Genomic DNA, 18,678 nt, shown 5'->3' with positions numbered 1-18,678 from the left:
GACAAATACCAAAATCCACTACTCAAACGCTTTATGAGGTTTTGTTTGCAATGGCAAACGAAAAACTAAATAACTTGTTCATCGAGTCGAGCTGAAAATCACTTCGTAGTAGGTGCCGCTACCGTTATACGCTCTTGGTTAGATAAGCGAATTTGAATGCCATCCACAGTGGTAATACGCTGCGCTTCAATGTCTTTTTTGCGCACATAATAAGTTGCCGACATCGCTTCAACAGGCGATGAAATGGTCACTTGCACAATTTTATTATCGTCATACCATGACCAGCCCCAAAAGGCTGCAGTTACTAGCATCGAAACGGCGATCATCGGATAAATAATCAACTTTGAAAATAGCGGTGAAGAATCACTGCCCATTGACACTAAAGCCGGCTTTTTCTTTGTGCCACGACCGCTGCGTATGTACAGCACACAAGCGACGATCACTAACAAGGTTACCAGTATTTTTGTAAGCACAGCGTGTTCCACAGTTAATTAGCTTAAGTATAATTATACTGATTTTAAAGATATAAACCGTTATATAAAACACAGCCCGTTAAATTAACTATTGCTAATGGATAATGTTTTAACCCCAAAGCCAATAAGCCAGTCACAGCCGCTATTTCGATCTATTTAAGTGCGTTAATTATTCGCACTGCACCATTACGTAACAAAGCAAACGACCAACTGAGCGCCATCACAGACTTTCATTGGTTTAACTTAGTTACCGCTAGGCAATAGTAATGCTGCAACGCTATAACTTGTTAGCCTTTTGACTGAGTTAACATTGCGCACTGGCCACGTTTTGGAATGTTAGTTGCACTTAAAAGCAAGTATTTATGATTGGCATTGATGAGCCATTACTTTTAGCTTAATAAGAAAATATATGACTCGAAAGCTCACCGTTTCAATAGGCCAATATTCCAACAAAGGCATTAAGGAAATCAATCAAGATTTTCATGGCGCCACGATCCCAAAGCAACCACTATTGACCTCTAAGGGCATTGCTATTGCCATTGCTGATGGGATCAGTAGTAGTGATGTGAGCCAAATTGCCAGTGAAGCTAGCGTAAGGGGCTTTTTAGATGACTATAGTTGCACGCCAGAATCTTGGTCGGTTAAAAAGTCCGCCGCTCAGGTGCTAACCGCCACAAACTCTTGGCTCTATTCCCAATCCCAAAAAAGTGAACATCGATTTGATAACGATCGTGGTTATGTATGCACTTTAAGCGCGATGGTCTTCAAATCGACCACTGCCCATATATTTCATATTGGTGATAGCCGCATTTATCGGTTGCGGGATAATGAAATAACTCAGCTTACTGAAGATCACCGCCTGTGGATAAACGCTCATAAAAGCTACCTTAACCGCGGCCTAGGTATCAGCCCCTTCTTAGAAATCGATTATGATGCTAAGGCACTAGAAGTCGGTGATACTTTTATCTTAACAACCGATGGCATTTATGAATTTATTTCCGAAGACGAAATTAACTCATTAATAAAATTACATCATCAAGCCTTAGATATTGCCGCCCAAGTCATTGCAGAGGTTGCACTGGCCAATGGCAGCCAAGACAATTTAACCATTCAAATTATCCGCATTGATGACTTGCCGCTGCAAAGCGCTGATGAAGCTTTACAAAAACTCACCGAACAACCTTTTCCACCTATTCTTGATGCCAGAATGAATTTTGACGGCTATCAAATCCTCAGGGCTTTGCACCATAGCAGTCGCAGCCATGTGTACTTGGCCATGGATATCGACAACCTAGAAAAAGTTGTCATTAAAACACCATCAATAGATTTACAAGGTGATCCTGCTTATCTTGAACGATTTTTAATGGAAGAGTGGATTGCCAGAAGGCTAAATAATGCCCATATCCTTAAGCCTTGTCCGCCCACTAAACAGCGTAATTATCTCTATGTAGCCATGGAATACATCGAAGGCATTACCCTGAGCCAGTGGATGTTAGATAATCCACAACCCGCTATTGAAACCGTGCGTGATATTGTCGAGCAAATAGCTAAAGGCTTGCGGGCTTTTCATCGGCAAGAAATGATCCATCAAGATTTACGCCCTGAAAACATCATGATTGACATTAATGGCATGGTAAAAATCATAGATTTTGGCGCCACCAAAGTAGCTGGTCTTGCTGAAATATCATCCCCAATCGTACATGCCGATATTCTCGGCACAGTGCAGTATACCGCCCCCGAATACTTTGTAGGTGAAGTTATCACCCATATGGCTGATAACTTTTCACTGGCGGTGATCACCTATCAAATGCTCAGCGGCAAATTACCCTTCGACGGTAAGATGTCCCAAGCAAGGACCAAAGCGGCGCAAAACCGCTTGGTATATCAATCAGTACTGGATGATGAGCGCGACATCCCGGCCTGGATTGATGATGCGTTAAAAAAAGCGCTCCATCCTAATCCTTATAAACGCTACAGTGAATTATCAGAATACTTATACGACTTGCGTCATCCCACTCAAGCTTTTTTAAATAAAACCCGTGCCCCACTTATCGAGCGCGAGCCTGTTAAGTTCTGGCAAGGGATTTGTGCAATCTTAAGTCTCATCATCTTGCTATTAATATTTCGCTGATGTGCTAATTAACTTTACCTTAACTATGTCACTTAAACTGGAGCTGCACTATGGAAATCAACACCCTAAGTAAAACGATTTTAGCTGCCAAAAAAGCACAAAAACTCACCTTCAATGATATAGGTCAGATGGTGGGCCGAGATGAGGTCTGGGTGGCGGCATTATGCTACGGCCAAGCCTGTGCATCTGAAGCTGAAGCAATTCAAATTGCACAAACCTTAGGTATCGAAGCAGAGCAAATGATGCCACTAACCAACTCCCAACTTAAAGGCTTAGGCCCGACAGTGCCTACCGATCCATTGGTGTATCGCTTTTACGAGATCATGCAGGTGTATGGTATGCCGATGAAAGCTGTGATCCATGAAAAATTTGGTGACGGGATAATGAGCGCAATCGATTTTAGTTTAAACATTGATAAAATTGAAGATCCCAAAGGCGATCGCGTATTAGTGACCATGAATGGTAAATTTTTACCTTATAAGAAATGGTAACTGGCAATTACAACTGAGCTAGACAAGGTGTAACTACCTAGACCATGCCTCGCCGATTAATAAATCCTATCGCCATTAATGGGCGGTGGGATTTTTGTAACAGTGACGCGATAAAGTTAACCGAAGCAGCGCTATTACCTTAATACTTTTGTGCCATCTATGTTGGGCAAATAACTGACGGGTCAAAGCCAATTGGCTATAGTGCCGAATATAATGCTAATTCATATTATTACTTCACCTTATTGCACTGTAAAAAAAGCCAATTTAAAGCCAGTTACAAATCTGGTTAAAACGCTTCCCTCGTCCACAGAAAAAGCTTTGTTACATTCGTAACACATTATATTTATTGCACTTTTTAACAATTCGATAACCCAAAAAATCTTGTATCCCCGTATTAATGAGCTTATAATTCAGCCGCTACATCATTGAAACAAAATTGCTAACTACCGTAAACAAAATGCGAACATCATACGATTTTCAATCGGCACACTTTACTAAGACTCTTTATGACTAAAATTTCAAAGTTCGTATTCATGTTAATTAGCTTTTTGATGATGATGAACGTATTACTGGTGTTAAGTTTTAGCCAGGGTATCGATGCTATTCATACTGAAAATTTTCACCACAACGTAATTAAGATTGCACCTGCCAATGTCATAGATACTAATTCCAATTGGGAAAAGTGGCTGTTTTTAGAAAATGATATCGTGAAATCTGGGCAGCATTACTTTGCGGTACTGGCTCGGGATGACAATGAACTCACCGTAGTCAAGGTCACAGACGTGTTTGGCGCTATGATGATGTTCAGTAATGTGCCATTACTACTCATGTTTCTATTTGCCTGCTTTATCCCTTTTTATATCAAAGCCAGTTCTGATAAGAAGAACAGTGCATCACTTGAATTTATCAGTAATGAAACCGATAAATTGTTAGCGACCTTCAAAATAAAGCAGCCAAACAATCACACTAACAATACTCTGTCACACATTAGCGTGGCATTAAATGAGTTAAATAGGCATGTAAAACAACAAAATATTGATACCCAGTTAACTATATTTCAAGACAAGCTCACCGGTCTTGTCGATCGCCATGCCTACCTTGAACACTTAGAAAAACAGTTACAACGCGCCCAAAAAGATGGCACCAAACAAGCCTTACTATTCATAGACTTAGATGGATTTAAACAGGTTAATGACTCCTTTGGCCACAGCTTTGGCGATGAAGTGCTCATTCAAGTTGCCAATCGATTATCCACAGTGATCAGAAACCATGACCTTAGCTATATCGGCTCTGGGGTAAATTTAGAGCTAAATCTATCCCGCTTAGGCGGTGATGAATTCTCTATTTTTATTGATCACATTGACGATGACAACCGTGCAGTGGAAGTCGCTAAAAACGTGCTACAAGAAGTTGAACGAGATTTCGTACTTGGTAATAAAATCATAAAAATTGGTGCTAGCATTGGCATTGCTAGCTACCCTGACAGCGCATCAAACCCCAATACACTATTACAAATGGCCGATGTGGCCATGTACCGCGCCAAAGCCGATGGCCGCGGTATTTTTCGTGTCTATTCGCCAGAAATGGGTAATAAAATTCGCCGCTATCACTACCTACTCGAAGAAATGCGTTTAGCCATTGCCAGCCAAAATTTCAGCTTATCATTTCAACCGATTGTCAGCGTTGATGACTGCAGTATCGATTACTTCGAATGCTTAGTCCGTTGGAATCACCCTATTGAAGGCCCAATCACCCCAACTGAATTTATCCCAATCGCAGAAGACTCAAACTTGATCATTGAACTGGGTAACTGGATTTTATTTGAAGCCTGTCGCCAAATGTCAGCTTGGCACAATGCCGGCATGAATAAAGTCCGAATTTCAGTGAATATCTCAGGGGTGCAATTAAAGCATGTGCCGTTATACGACTGGATTATGGACACCTTAGCGAAAACAGGCTTACCAGCTAGAGCATTATTATTGGAAATAACAGAATCATGTTTAATCCATGCATCTGACACTATTATTAATGATTTACAAAAACTACGCCGCCAAGGGGTATTAATTGCCATCGATGATTTTGGCACTGGCTTTAGCTCCCTTTCAACATTGGCTAATTTACCCGTTGATGTGATCAAAATTGATAAGCTGTTTATTGACCAAGCTACTATTAACCCTAAATACGAAAAGATTTTAGATTCGATTAGTAACTTGGGGAAAACCCTTGATTTAAAAGTGGTTGCTGAAGGCGTTGAAGTGGCCTCTCAATTTGAATTAATCAAAAAACTGGGCATTCATTGTGTGCAAGGTTACCTCATCAGTCGACCTGAAACCTCATTCAATGTTGGTTCTAAAGTGATTAAAAACAACCTCAACCATATTGCATTAACGGGCACAGGTGTGTGTAATCCGATTATCAATAAAGATGAATAAACCTAACCGCAGCTAGCCTTAATAAAGGGCATGATAGCAGCATCTACCTTGCCCTTCATTTTTTGGGATACGTCAAATTGACCACACTCAGTGAATAGAATGGCTAATCGCTATTACTGATCATCAACTGACTTCTAAGCTGGCTTTTTAACTTGCTGTACGACCCAATTTAGGCATAAAAAAACCGATGCATACATCGGTTTTTGGGGCTTAAATAACATCTTTTATGTGATTGCTTAACTGCGATCACCTAATTGTTATCATCTATCGTTTAAATCATTGCAGAATTAGCCGATATCAGAGCCTATTAAGCGTGCGCGACTTTACGTTTACTGTGGGCAATAATCAGCCCTACTAAACATATAATCCCAACAGCGATACCCACTGGCTGGCTTAACTCTTGTGGTAAACCAAGGCCAACACCCGCAGTCATAATATAAGAGACTGTGATAGAAGTACCGACGATTGCAGGTAAACTCACAATCCAATGGAAAGTACCACGGTTAAATAAGTACTTAGTTGCCAACCACAGTACACTGGTTGAAAGTAACATGTTGGAGAAGGCAAAATAGCGCCAGATTAATGAGAAATCAATCTTAGTCATAAAGTATGCAATCACCAGAATTGGAATGGCTAATAGCAAACGGTTACGCATACTTTGCGGGATTTTAAACGCATCAATGATGGTCAAACGTAATGAACGGAACGCGGTATCCCCTGAGGTTATCGGGAAAATTGCTACAGCAATAATCGCCATAATACCACCAGCAACGCCAAGATAAGTGCTCGCAACTTGGTTCACTACAAGGCCAGGCCCACCCGCATCAAGAATACTCTTAAGCTCAACATATCCACCAGGGAAAGCCGCAATACCTGCTGTTGCCCATACGCAAGCAACAATACCTTCAGACATCATTGCGCCATAATAAACTGGGCGAACATATTTTTCATTGGTTAAACAGCGAGCCATAATAGGGGCTTGAGTAGAATGGAAACCACTAATGGCACCACAAGTTATGGTGACAAATAATAACGGCCATACTGGTAAACCATCAGGATTTGGCTCCAGTAAATCATTGTTGTAATGGCTATGGTCAAAATAAGCAAAAATATCTGCAATCTCGGGCAATTGCGGCGCACTGATAAGCAGTGCCACTGCAATTGATACTGTCATCACAATCATGAGTAGACCAAATAATGGGTACAATTTAGTGATAATTTTATCAATGGGTAACAGTGTCGCTAAGAAGTAATAGCCTAAAATAACCAATACCCAAAAGGTATTGTTAGCCAAGATGGTACCTTCAAATAACTCTAAGTTACTTAACAGTCCCGCAGGACTCATAATGAACACCACACCAACGAAGAACAATAACATCGCAGTGAATACCAACATCACCCCTTTAAAGTACACATTAAAATAGTGACCGGCGATTTCAGGTAAGCTTTTACCGTCTTCTTTGATGCTCATAACTCCAGAGAAGTAATCATGCACCGCGCCGCCAATAATATTACCCAATACAATCCACACTAAGGCGATTGGACCGTATAATGCCCCCAGGATAGGACCAAAGATTGGCCCGACACCAGCAACGTTTAAAAATTGAATAAGGTACGCTCTAACGGGATGAACTTTGACGTAATCAACCCCATCGTCAAAACGTGTTTGAGGTGTTTTTGCATTTGGGTCAATGCCCGCTTGGCGCTCAACAAAAGGGCTGTAGAATTTATAAGCGAGGACTAACATCGCAATACAAATAAAGAAAATTAGCATTTTTTATTATCCATACTTGGTAGGGTATTTGGTTAGCATAGAGTGTCAGGTAGTTACTAACATTGGTCAAGCTATCCAGAGTTATACCAAGGTCGGGGTTGCGTTACTCAAATCATTAAACTGTAGATATATTACCAACCAAAAGAAATAATCATTCGCGTGACATCAAATCGCCCCTATCAATAAAGCTTAAGCCACTAATAAAACAGCTATTTCAATAATTTAGTCAGTCTCTATGAAAACTGTATTTCAAAACTGTTGCTTAATTACTAATTAATAAACCTGCAAGCAAAAGCCATTTTTGTGATCACCGTCCATACTTGGAAATTCAAAAGAACGTTCACATCTCAAAAAGTAGCAAGGTAGCTATTTATTAAAGAGCTTAGCAATTAAGCACTAAGCAGTTATAACCATACTCGCCGCAATGACGACGCCCCTACGTTATTTGCTGGGCGTTAAAGGAATATGTTGAGTAACCATTATTAGCTCAACACTAACTCTACGACCCCAAGTATCCTCTTAGCTCAAAGCTAGCTATTGATAAGCTCAGCTTTAATTAGCTTAAGTAAAAAGGTTTCACGTTCAATGGATAAACCTTTTTTAGCGCTATTGGCAATGGTATTAAGGTTGTGCTGAATCGCTTCATCAATATCAATCCATACAGGCTGCATGCCGTTGCTAATTTCGTGGGCTTCAAATCGGGTCTCACCCAGCTCACTATCTATCTCACAGCTAAAACAGTAGCTCAGCATGTTTATCACTTTATAGCCATCACGATCCCAAGGGCGATACTCTTCATAAACCCCAAATGCGGTAATATTGCTAATAGATTTCGCACCGGTTTCTTCTTGTAACTCGCGGATCAACCCTTGCTCAATATCTTCATGGGCATCAACACCGCCACCTGGCAAGCTGTAATCGTGATAACGCTCGGTATATAACATCAAAATATTATTACCTTTTAATACAATTGCTCTAGCAGCAATTCGCGTCAGCATATGTGGTTGATTAGCAGCAACAAACTCGATAGGTGTGTCAGAGTGATGACAGGTTTTTAAGTGGCGCATAATATTCAATATGATGAAAAAGCGCATGATACGTGGCAAATAACTTGATTTCAATCTAAGAGGTTAGCGGCAACTACTGATTAATCGTTAATCATCGACTCGCATTCAAAACCTTGCCTCATTGAATCAAAGCGGCATTTAGACCCACATTGCCAAGGGGCATTCTGATAAGTGACAGACATATCTTGGGAGTAAATTTTGCATGAAGCATAATCATTAAAACCATCTTGCATCAAATAACTGGCTGACTCATAACCATTTTTATAAACAAATGATGTCCAAGTTTCGGGGCTATGGCTTTGGTGAGCCTTGGTAATATAGATCACCGCTGAAACCGTTGCTAACAGCAAGCTTAAAATGATGATAATTGATTGTTTATTAGCAATTGGGTTGCTGGACATAATTAGCCTAAAAAGCTGAAACTGAATTGTATAAACTAGTTATACACAAACTACGCGCAGATTAATATGCGCCCGTTAACTGCGGTTAAAACTCACCGCCCAAACAAGCTTTAAAGCATGGTGTTACTACTTCTAGCCGAATAACTTAACGCCCAACAATGCTTTGCTCAAACTTGCTAACAATTACAAGGTTGACATTTCCCCTTGGCTTAACAATATTGTTAGCTAATTTTTATCTAAAAAACGCTCTATAAATACTTTAATTACCAACAAGGAAGAAGATAATAATGAAAAAGTCCTTAATCGCCCTCGCCCTCGCCTCCAGTTTTTTAACCGCATGCGGTACATCTGATGTCAAAGTCACTAATGAAGCAGCAGAAGTCACTGCCCAAGCCAAAGGCGCAGCTGAGCTTGGTAGCTTTGGGGTTGATTTAAGCGCCCGCAATGAAGCAGTTAAACCCGGTGATGACTTCTTTATGTATGCCAGTGGTACTTGGTATGACAACTTTGACATGCCAGCAGATAAAACTCGTTATGGCGCATTTACAGCATTAGCTGAGCGCAGTGAAACCCAAGTTAAAGAAATCATTGATGATATCACCAGCCGCAATGACTTAAATGCTGAAGAGCAACTTATCGCTGATTTTTATAATGCTTACATGGACACTAACACCATTAATAAGCTGGGTGTCAGCCCAATTCAAGCAACCCTTGATAGCATCAACAACATTAACAACACCGACGACTTAACCAAAGTCTTCGGTCAAACTTGGTTAACCGATGCTGCATCGCCAATTTATGGTGGCATGTGGTTTAATCGCATCAATCCAGATCAATATGAAATGTCTATTGGCGCAGGTGGTCTAGGTTTACCCGACCGTTCTTATTATCTAGAAGACAGTGAACGTTTCGTTAACATCCGCAAAGCCTATGTTGAGCACATTACAGCCATGCTGGCTTTCACTGGTATCAAAGATGGCAGCGCTCGCGCTGAAGCCATACTGGCATTAGAAACAAAAATTGCTGAAGGTCAATGGCCAAGAGAAAAGCGCCGTAACCGCGACCTGACCCTCAACCAAGTTAAACGTGCTGATTTAGCAGCGCAATACCCAGGCTTTAATTGGGATTTATTTATCGAACAAACGGGCTATCAAGTTCCACAATTAAATATCTCACAGCCTGAGCCAGTTAAAGCAATGATTGCCTTAATTAATCAGCAACCACTTAATGTTTGGCAGGATTACCTTAAGTTCCACACCATCAGTAATAATGCAGAATTATTATCTGAAGACATCTACAACACCAGCTTTGCTTTTTACGGTAAAGAGTTAAGCGGGCAAGAAGAGCCTAAACCACGCTGGAAACGCGCAGTCGCTGAAATGTCGGGCACGCAATCATTAGGTTTTGCGATTGGTAAAGTGTATGTGGCACGTTATTTCCCTGAATCATCAAAACAGCAAATGGCGGAATTAGTTGAGAACTTACGTACTTCTCTCGGTCAACGTATTGATGGCCTAGATTGGATGGGTGCTGAAACTAAAGTCAATGCACACGCTAAACTTGCCGCATTTAAACCAAAGATTGGTTACCCAGATGTATGGCAACAGTTTGATGGTTTATCACTGACAAGCAAAGATTTAGTGGCGAACATCCACAACCTACGTCAATATTTTCATGCTGACAGCGTCGCTAAAGAGCTACAAAAAACCGACCGTAACCGTTGGGGCATGACGCCACAATTTGTCAATGCCTATTACAATAGTTCATTCAACGAGATTGTATTCCCAGCCGCAATTTTACAGCCACCATTCTTTGACCCTAACGCAGATGCCGCAGTGAACTACGGCGGCATTGGCGCCGTTATTGGCCACGAAATGGGCCATGGTTTTGATGACCAGGGCTCAAAATCGGACGCCAACGGTATTCAGCGTAATTGGTGGACCGACTCAGATAGAGCGGCATTTGATGCTAAAGCTGACCAGCTAGCAGCGCAATACAGTTTATATGAGCCAATCCCAGAAAACTTCGTTAATGGCCGTAATAGCCTTGGTGAAAATATCGGTGATGTTGGCGGCTTAGCCATGGCGTATAACGCTTATCAACTGAGTTTAAACGGCAAAGAAGCGCCGATTATTGATGGCCTTACAGGCGATCAACGCTTCTTTTTAGCATGGGCGCAAGTGTGGAAAGAAAAACGTACTGAGCAAAGTATGTTAAGTCAGCTTCGTGCAGGTACTCACGCGCCAGGGCGTTACCGCGCATTAGCGCCACGTAACCATGATGCATGGTACAAAGCCTTTGATGTTAAACCTGGTGACAAGCTGTACCTACCAGAAGATCAACGTGTGCGTATTTGGTAGTTAAGCAATAATCAGAGCTAATCAAACTTGATTAAAAAACCAAAATGCCAGTTCAATTGACTGGCATTTTTTATCTTTAAGTTATGTAATGAACCCACTTTAAAGTAACAGTCAATCCATATGATATTCGCAGCTGAACAATAACCAATGGTTATGAGCTTTATCATTGTTAATTTCGTATTAGTCCCAATATCTGATTTATACCCGCGCATATAACAACGCACGCTTTTAAAACACATGCTTTTAAAACAGAATAGTGACACAGATAAGGAAACATCATGAGCAACGAATATGTACCACCAAAAGTCTGGACCATGAATCAAGAAAACGGTGGTCAATGGGCAAGTATTAACCGACCAGACTCAGGCGCTCGTCACCAAAAAGAATTAGCTATTGGCAGCAACCCAATTCAGCTGCATTCATTAGCCACACCAAATGGCCAGAAAGTCACCATCATGCTAGAAGAGCTACTAGCCAAAGGGGTAAAAGAGGCAGAATACGATGCTTACTTGATTAATATTGGCGAAGGTGAGCAGTTCTCATCAGGCTTTGTTGATATCAATCCAAACTCTAAAATTCCAGCATTATCCGATAACTCAGGTGCTAAAGCGGTGCGAGTATTTGAGTCTGGCGCGATTTTAGTTTATTTAGCAGATAAGTTCGGTCACTTCATACCAAAAGACTTTGCTCTGCGCACAGAAACGCTAAATTGGTTATTTTGGCTTCAAGGAGCAGCGCCTTATCTGGGGGGCGGCTTTGGTCACTTTTATGCATATGCCCCAGAAAAATTTGAATACCCGATTAATCGCTTCGCTATGGAAACCAAACGTCAACTTGATGTGCTTGATAAGCAATTAGCGAAACATGCCTTTATTGCCGGTGATGAATACACCATTGCCGATATGGCAATTTGGCCATGGTACGGCAGTTTGGTGCTGGGCCATCTTTATGATGCTGCAGAGTTTTTAGATGTCGCAAGCTATCCGAACTTAGTTCGTTGGGCCAATATTATTGCCCAGCGCCAAGCAGTAAAGCGTGGTCGTATCGTCAATCGCTCATGGGGCGAAGAATGGGAGCAACTGCCTAATCGCCACAGTGCAGCTGATATTGATGAGGTACTGAATAAACAGCCGTAAATTAAGCGTCTTAAAACTCTTAATTCAGATAATAGCTATGCCATTTAAACAAAAAACCACGCTTAATCTAATTAGCGTGGTTTTTATTTAGCTCTGATTTATTCAGTTAGGTCAAAGGCCTTATAACTAAACATTGCGATACTTATTTATTAAAGCCAAATCATTAAAGCTCAACCTATAAACCTAAACCACTAAACTTTAATCGCTTTAAAGTGCTCTGAAGGTGTGACCAGCTCTTGCTGGGCTGCAATAGTTTGTAGCTCCCACTGGCGCTGATGGGCGGTCTCTTTTAACACGCCATAACAAGCATCTGTTGCATGTTCAAATGCCTCAACAGCAGATAAGCCTTGCACTAAACTTGCGGTAAATAACGCCGAAATTAAATCACCAACACCAACTGGCTGTTTTACGAACTCAAGTTGTGGACGCTGACTGATATAACAACCCTCTTGGGTTGCCAGCATCATGGTGAATGTCTCATCAGCGATGCTGTGTAAATGCTTAACCAACACAATATCAGGCCCTAAAGACAATGCTTTTTGGCAAGCTGCTTTAGCTTGCTCAAGATTGGTAATATCCATTTGAGTGAACTGACTCAGCTCAAATTGATTAGGTACAATCACATCAGCCAGAGGCATAAGTTGTTTAATTAATTGCTCAGTAATACCATCAGCCAAAATACAGCCCTTTTCAGGGTCACCCATTACAGGATCACACACATAAATAGCCTGAGGATTGATCTCTTTAACCGTTTGAATGGTTTGGATCACTGCTTGGCACTGCTCAGCACTACCTTGGTAACCTGATAGCACCGCCTGACAATCTGCAAGCTTACCTATGTTACCAATACCCGCCACCAGCTCATTAATATCATCGGCAGAAAAAGCCCGCCCAGTCCAGCCCTGTTGGTACTGAGTATGATTTGAAAACTGCACTGTATGAATAGGCCAAACTTCTAAACCCATACGCTGCATAGGAAATACTGCAGAACTATTTCCTGCATGCCCGTAAACAACATGCGACTGGATCGAAATGACACCTTTCATAACACTCTCTTTTATTTATGTTTTAAGAATAATTAACTATCTACATTTAAAGAATATCAGTTAACGACAACCAATATAAACAACATCTAATGTAAGTCATAGACTAAAATAACGATATTAAAATGCTTCCCCGACAGAAAGATAAAGCGCATCATTATTATTGGATGAGCGAGCATAATCTAAGCGTAAATTGATTCGCTCTGCTGGTTGTAGCATAAAGCGCACGCCAATACCGTATGAAGGAATGATATCATCAGATTTATCCGCATGATTCACATCATCCAATTTACCTGCGCCAATAAAACCCACTAATCCCCAGCGCTTATGAAAACGCCAACGGGCTTCAGCTTCTGTTTCAATGGCACCTAAGGCCATATATTCAGTGGATGAAAAACCACGTAACCCTAAACGACAAGCTGCCCATAGCGGCACGCTACCCTCTTTCAAACAGCCTTTTAATTTATAAGCCACGGTTATCGACTCATGCACAGGAAAATAACCATCAAACTCTAATGAATAAGATTCAAAGTTGGTATCACTGCCAATGGCATCATCAAAAAAAGTGCCGTTGAGCTTAAAGTAATAACCATCATAAGGGTTAGTAGGCACATCACGAGAATCATAAATAATCCCAGCACCAAGTCCTGCGGAGACAATTTCATTTCGTAAATCGAAATCGATGGAGCTAATGTTAACATTAAAGTCTTGTTCAAAATCAATGAATACCCCATTAACTCCGACAAACCAATTACCACTAATGCGTCGCTCCAATTCAAGCAGTGCACCGTAGCCAGAAATATCCCAATCAACGTCGATAGGTAAACCAAGCAACTCGGTTGACACTAACGGCAGCTTTAAATCGGCATAGGCGACCCCACCTTTTAAATGCCAGTTATTATTATCCCAATAACTGGCATGGCCAACTGCCGCGCCCCAACTGTCATTACTGGAATAAAACCCTGCGATACCGGTAACAGAAGGAGGTTGTACCGCTTTTTGCTCTGCGGTTTGTGGATAAAAGTAGCCCACTAATCCGCCTAAACCTGAATCAATGGTCGGATTTGAAAACGGAATGGGCGCTGCCACAAAATTGCCTTTATTCACGGTTAAAGGTGCTTGGTTTTCTTTTAAATTTGGCACTAATGAGCTTGGCTCATTGGCAACGCTATCTTCAGCATTATCATTAGCAACAGCAGCCATAGGCGTCAGCAGCATACACAGCAATGGGCCAATAACAATAGAATTCAACCTGATCGTTCCCATAGATACTCCCTTAATTCATTTGCTCTAGTATCACGCAGCTAATACACCATGTCGCAATCTTGCCCAATTAAGCTTTGTTGCTGTTTTAATACTTTGTATAACTGTGAAATATAGTACAAAATTTTTCAATCAAGCATAAAAAATGCCAATCAAAAGATTGGCATTTTCATTTCTCAATCATCAGTCAATATTTGACTGATTAACTGCGGTATTGATTAACTAGCTTGCTTGATACTCTGCAAAGTAGCCATCAAGTACGACTCTTGTCGCACGACCAATTAACTCATAATCGTAGTGAGTTAGGTTAGCTAGTGATACACGCACTGAAGCATGAACAACATCAAATCCTTTACCTGGTAATAAAATTACCCCTGTTTTGTACGCTAACACAAAGAGGAAGTCTTGACCTTTATTGTTATCTTTAAACCATTGTACAAACTCATCGCCATAAAGTTTACCACCTAAAGCATCTAACTCTAGTAGGGTGTAGTAATCAACACGGTCTTCGTTTTCTTCAATTTCAACACCCATGTTTTTATACAATGTGATGTAACGTTCACGAATAATACGTTTACAAGCTGCTTTGTAATTATCTTCCAAGTCCATTAAACAACTTAATGAAAATAATGCCATTTGCACCTGTTGTGGTAATGCTAAACCAGCTGTGTGGTTTAGGGCTACAGCACGACTGTCGGCAACGATACGGTCAATAAACTTAATGTCTCTTGGTTCAGGTGTCAGTGTTTTATAACGGTTATCTAACTGTAATTGATGCGCTTCTGGTAACGCACGCATTGCATCATCAAATACGTTTTCATAATGAATACCGATAGTACCTAAACGCCAGCCGGTTGCACCAAAGTATTTTGAGAATGAATACACACATAAGGTGTTGTATGGCAGTTTGGCAAATAGCGAAATAAAGTTGTCTGCAAATGTGCCATATACGTCATCAGTGATGATGAACAAATCTTTGCGCTGTGTGTTAACAAAGTCAGTTAAACGGTCTAACGTATCGTTTGAAAACTTAACCGATGCAGGATTGGCAGGGTTAACCACACACAATAGTTTGATACCGGTATCAGCTAATTTTTCAATTTCTGATTGTGGTAACTGCCATGTATTTTCGTCTAAGCGTAATTCAACAATTTCTAACTCATATTCAGCAAGCTCTGGAATCTCTAAATAAGGGGTAAAGATAGGCGTCACTAACGCCACTTTGTCGCCTTTTTTAAGTAAACCATTGTTGAACATTGTCGCAAAAGTATAAGTCATAGACGCAGTGCCACCTTCAGTAGCGAACAGGTCAAAGTCAGTTGTCATTGGCATTGGGCCATACATTTCTTCACCTATGTACTGCTTAACCACTTTTTCAATGTTGGTTAACATACGTGAAGGCACAGGGTAGTTACAGGCTAAAAACGCGTTTACAAATTCGTGTAAAAAAGCTTGCTTATCAATACCTAAACGGTCATTAGCATAGCTAATTGCTTTTTGTAAAAACTTAACGCCATCTCTGTTTAGGTTTTCTTTTGCGAAAGTGTCAAAACGTTCAACAACGCCAACACCATCCGGAATACCACCAAAACCTTCGTTTAAGTATGAGTAGCTGCGCTCTGATTCTTCGATAGCAAAATCGCCTAAACGTAAGAATGCTTTACGAGGTAAGGTGGCCAAGAAGTTGGGGTTACCGCGGCCCGCATCCAATAAAATACGATCTGGAACGGTTTTAGCCACTTCAATCAATTTATCTTTTAATTCAAATGGGCTTAAGTTGGCAAATTTAGTGAAATCGATTGTTGGTACAGTTTGAGTATTTGATGTAGTCATAATATTTTACCTATTTATCAATTTAAAAGGGTGAATTTGGGGTGATAGTCGATAAGAGGAGACGTCACTCTCATCGACTATCTAGGGTAATTATTGGGTTGAAATAATGCCGACAATGATTGGACCCCAAAGGGTGAGTAATACATTGGCAATGGCGTAAGTGACCGTGAAAGCAAATACCGGTGTTGCATTACCTGCTTTTTCAAGTAGAGCTGCAAAGCCTGGATTAGCGCTGCGGCCACCTGCAACACAAGCTAGTGCTTCAATCGGGTTCTTAATCTTCAATACGTAGTAAGAGATAAAGAAAGAGATAATTTGTGGAATAATGGTTACCGCGACACCTAGGAACAATAAGGTTAAACCGTTTTCTTTAACCATATCGATTGCCTGAGGTCCTGCTTGTAAACCGACAACCCCAACAAATACCGCTAAACCAAAGTCACGTAAGAAGTTTGAAGCGCCCAGTGGCAGTGATCCCATATTTGGTTTACGACTACGTAACCAGCCCACAAATAAACCTGAAATCAAACAACCTGCACCTGAACCAATTGTCACTGGAATACCGGCTATTTCGAAGTTAATCAGACCAATTAATAAGCCACCTACCATACCTAAACCAAACAGTACGTAGTCAGTTGAAAATAATGAAACTAAACGCTTACCGATGCCTTTTTCGATACGGTTAATATCTTTTGCAGAGCCAGTGACTTGAATAATGTCATTTTTATGGACGATAAAATCGGCTGAAATATTTTGCGAGTTACCACCACGGATCACGTCGGTAACATATACACCACGTAAGGTATCCACGTTAGTTTCAGCTTTAATCTGTGCAAGTGTTTTACCAATTAATTGCTTGTCATTAGCAACAAGTTGACGATTTTCTTCAATTAATACGGTGCCACGTGGTAATGCCACTTCATGCTTGGCAGACTCTATGTGTCCAGCGATAGCTTGGCGAAGACCGGTTACCACTAAGATGTCACCCGCTTTTATCACCACTGATTTATCAACTTCAATGTTTTGACCATCACGTGAAATCATTTCGATAGCGGTATCAAGCAGATCACCGTTTACAGTTTGAATATCTTGACCAATTAATCGACTGTCTGTAGGAATTTTATAAGCACGTGACACAAGATCTGTCATCGCATTAAATTCACCTGGCGCCAGCTCAGGCTTACCGTCAGACATTTTTTCAGCTAGCTTTAGTGCTTCTTCGCGGATATCCCATTTCATAAAGGTCGGAATTAACCATGACACCATTAAAATTGGGCCTAACGAACCAAAGATGTATGTTACGGCGTAACCCACAGCCACATTGGTTTGCATCAAGCTTTTAGCTTCTTCGGTCATGCCACCTAATTGAGATATCGCATCACCAGCAGTACCAATAATGGCTGATTGCGTTAAGCCACCGGCAGCAAGACCTGCTGCAGTACCACTGTCTAAGCTAAATAACTTAGCTGCCACTAATACCGTAATTAAACCGGTTACCGTCATCACGACAGCGGAAAGTAAAATGTTGATAGTTTTGAAGTTAAGCGCGCCAAAGAATTGAGGCCCACCTTGATAACCTACCGCATAAATAAATAATGCGAAGAAGATGGTTTTGACTCCTGGGTCTATTTGCACACCAAATTGGCCAATTAATACTCCCATCAACAAGGTACCTGCAATACCACCAAGAACAAAACGTCCTATGGTAATTTTGCCGATCAGATAACCAAGTGCCAGAGTAATAAACAACGCAATATAGGGCGAAATAGCAAAAAGATTTTGGATGATATTCATAATCATTGCTGCCTTACAGGTTAAGTTTACATATTAAGAATTAGGTGGAGCGAACTGACTGGCATATTTGCTAGAATTAACACTGCTGAATCCAGATTGAACCTTTCAATCCGACCGTTTGACCAGTGATACCTTGTGTCTTTCGCTTCCTTGGAAAACATCGTAGGGATAAACATACAATCCGATTAATACATTTTGATGGATCTAACCCTTCGTAAAAGACAAAATAAAGTCAAACCATCAAATACCAATAAAAACCCCTTGATAACTATAACCTTAAGCCATACTCACTTAGGGGTAGTTGATTTCTAAGATTGCTAGACTTATTAAAATAAATTAAAAAGCTAAAAAATAGACGAATTAGATAGGAAATGGCGAACTATGCCTTCGCGTTCAGAATTGAGCGCCAAGTAAAGTTAGCTTAACTCACCGACTAAATGATTATGAAGTATCAGCAAGCTTAGCGGTTTAGCGGTTTAG

Annotated in this window: 13 protein-coding genes; 5 read left to right on the top strand and 8 right to left on the bottom strand. The window is 40.8% G+C overall.

What is annotated here, in order from left to right; translation table 11 throughout:
• Positions 1–98 precede the first annotated feature (98 nt).
• A complete protein-coding gene (locus tag AB4160_RS10170) occupies positions 99–473 on the bottom strand; it encodes a hypothetical protein (protein ID WP_102520808.1) in 375 nt (124 codons plus the stop codon).
• A 409-nt stretch (positions 474–882) separates the two neighbouring features.
• Here AB4160_RS10170 and AB4160_RS10165 point away from each other — a divergent pair, with 409 nt between their 5' ends.
• The 3 genes from AB4160_RS10165 (at position 883) to AB4160_RS10155 (ending at position 5,527) form a co-directional block, all read left to right on the top strand.
• Positions 883–2,604, top strand: coding sequence for a bifunctional protein-serine/threonine kinase/phosphatase (locus AB4160_RS10165; protein WP_303410594.1), 1,722 nt, complete (start codon positions 883–885; stop codon positions 2,602–2,604).
• 50 nt (positions 2,605–2,654) lie between these two features.
• A complete protein-coding gene (gene cynS / locus AB4160_RS10160; RefSeq protein WP_372004496.1) occupies positions 2,655–3,095 on the top strand; it encodes a cyanase in 441 nt (146 codons plus the stop codon).
• A gap of 506 nt (positions 3,096–3,601) precedes the next feature.
• Entirely contained in the window at positions 3,602–5,527 is a 1,926-nt protein-coding gene (locus AB4160_RS10155; RefSeq protein WP_241901124.1) for a bifunctional diguanylate cyclase/phosphodiesterase, read from the top strand.
• A gap of 307 nt (positions 5,528–5,834) precedes the next feature.
• Here the strand turns inward: AB4160_RS10155 and AB4160_RS10150 are convergent, their stop codons facing one another.
• The 3 genes from AB4160_RS10150 to AB4160_RS10140 all read right to left on the bottom strand — a co-directional run bounded on the left by AB4160_RS10150 (position 5,835) and on the right by AB4160_RS10140 (position 8,769).
• A complete protein-coding gene (locus AB4160_RS10150) occupies positions 5,835–7,301 on the bottom strand; it encodes a carbon starvation protein A (protein WP_372004493.1) in 1,467 nt (488 codons plus the stop codon).
• 530 nt (positions 7,302–7,831) lie between these two features.
• Positions 7,832–8,368, bottom strand: a complete 537-nt coding sequence (locus AB4160_RS10145) for an NUDIX hydrolase (RefSeq protein WP_102439177.1) — start codon at positions 8,366–8,368, stop codon at positions 7,832–7,834.
• 80 nt (positions 8,369–8,448) lie between these two features.
• Complete coding sequence (locus AB4160_RS10140; RefSeq protein ID WP_102520806.1) at positions 8,449–8,769, bottom strand: hypothetical protein; 321 nt, start codon at positions 8,767–8,769, stop codon at positions 8,449–8,451.
• Between the two features lie 287 nt (positions 8,770–9,056).
• On the opposite strand from AB4160_RS10140, the gene AB4160_RS10135 reads away from it, so the two are divergent.
• Together AB4160_RS10135 and yghU are read left to right on the top strand one after the other, a co-directional pair.
• Complete coding sequence (locus tag AB4160_RS10135; RefSeq protein ID WP_372004490.1) at positions 9,057–11,129, top strand: M13 family metallopeptidase; 2,073 nt, start codon at positions 9,057–9,059, stop codon at positions 11,127–11,129.
• Between the two features lie 278 nt (positions 11,130–11,407).
• Positions 11,408–12,265, top strand: coding sequence for a glutathione-dependent disulfide-bond oxidoreductase (gene yghU, locus AB4160_RS10130; protein ID WP_102477068.1), 858 nt, complete (start codon positions 11,408–11,410; stop codon positions 12,263–12,265).
• 191 nt (positions 12,266–12,456) lie between these two features.
• Here the strand turns inward: yghU and pdxY are convergent, their stop codons facing one another.
• From pdxY to aspT, 4 genes are all read right to left on the bottom strand, one after another.
• Positions 12,457–13,311 carry a pyridoxal kinase PdxY gene (gene pdxY, locus AB4160_RS10125; protein ID WP_372004487.1) on the bottom strand — a complete coding sequence of 285 codons (855 nt, stop codon included), beginning with the start codon at positions 13,309–13,311 and terminating at the stop codon, positions 12,457–12,459.
• Between the two features lie 117 nt (positions 13,312–13,428).
• On the bottom strand, positions 13,429–14,574 hold the full coding sequence (locus tag AB4160_RS10120) for a BamA/TamA family outer membrane protein (RefSeq protein WP_372004484.1): 1,146 nt from the start codon (positions 14,572–14,574) through the stop codon (positions 13,429–13,431).
• A 219-nt stretch (positions 14,575–14,793) separates the two neighbouring features.
• Positions 14,794–16,404 carry a bifunctional aspartate transaminase/aspartate 4-decarboxylase gene (locus AB4160_RS10115; RefSeq protein ID WP_102520803.1) on the bottom strand — a complete coding sequence of 537 codons (1,611 nt, stop codon included), beginning with the start codon at positions 16,402–16,404 and terminating at the stop codon, positions 14,794–14,796.
• A 90-nt stretch (positions 16,405–16,494) separates the two neighbouring features.
• Positions 16,495–18,198 (bottom strand): aspartate-alanine antiporter, encoded by a 1,704-nt coding sequence (aspT, locus tag AB4160_RS10110; RefSeq protein ID WP_102439057.1) that lies wholly within the window; start codon positions 18,196–18,198, stop codon positions 16,495–16,497.
• Positions 18,199–18,678 lie beyond the last annotated feature (480 nt).

Origin of the sequence: Shewanella sp. 10N.286.51.B8 (assembly GCF_041469325.1) — a bacterium.
Lineage (GTDB): Bacteria > Pseudomonadota > Gammaproteobacteria > Enterobacterales > Shewanellaceae > Shewanella.
This window is presented reverse-complemented; position numbering and strand designations above follow the sequence as displayed.

Bases quoted from the DNA above. Each gene is read 5' to 3' on its own strand.
- AB4160_RS10165 (WP_303410594.1), top strand. From the start codon at position 883: ATGACTCGAAAGCTCACCGTTTCAATAGGCCAATATTCCAACAAAGGC.
- cynS (WP_372004496.1), top strand. From the start codon at position 2,655: ATGGAAATCAACACCCTAAGTAAAACGATTTTAGCTGCCAAAAAAGCA.
- AB4160_RS10155 (WP_241901124.1), top strand. From the start codon at position 3,602: ATGACTAAAATTTCAAAGTTCGTATTCATGTTAATTAGCTTTTTGATG.
- AB4160_RS10150 (WP_372004493.1), bottom strand. From the start codon at position 7,301: ATGCTAATTTTCTTTATTTGTATTGCGATGTTAGTCCTCGCTTATAAA.
- AB4160_RS10145 (WP_102439177.1), bottom strand. From the start codon at position 8,368: ATGCGCCACTTAAAAACCTGTCATCACTCTGACACACCTATCGAGTTT.
- AB4160_RS10140 (WP_102520806.1), bottom strand. From the start codon at position 8,769: ATGTCCAGCAACCCAATTGCTAATAAACAATCAATTATCATCATTTTA.
- AB4160_RS10135 (WP_372004490.1), top strand. From the start codon at position 9,057: ATGAAAAAGTCCTTAATCGCCCTCGCCCTCGCCTCCAGTTTTTTAACC.
- yghU (WP_102477068.1), top strand. From the start codon at position 11,408: ATGAGCAACGAATATGTACCACCAAAAGTCTGGACCATGAATCAAGAA.
- pdxY (WP_372004487.1), bottom strand. From the start codon at position 13,311: ATGAAAGGTGTCATTTCGATCCAGTCGCATGTTGTTTACGGGCATGCA.
- AB4160_RS10120 (WP_372004484.1), bottom strand. From the start codon at position 14,574: ATGGGAACGATCAGGTTGAATTCTATTGTTATTGGCCCATTGCTGTGT.
- AB4160_RS10115 (WP_102520803.1), bottom strand. From the start codon at position 16,404: ATGACTACATCAAATACTCAAACTGTACCAACAATCGATTTCACTAAA.
- aspT (WP_102439057.1), bottom strand. From the start codon at position 18,198: ATGAATATCATCCAAAATCTTTTTGCTATTTCGCCCTATATTGCGTTG.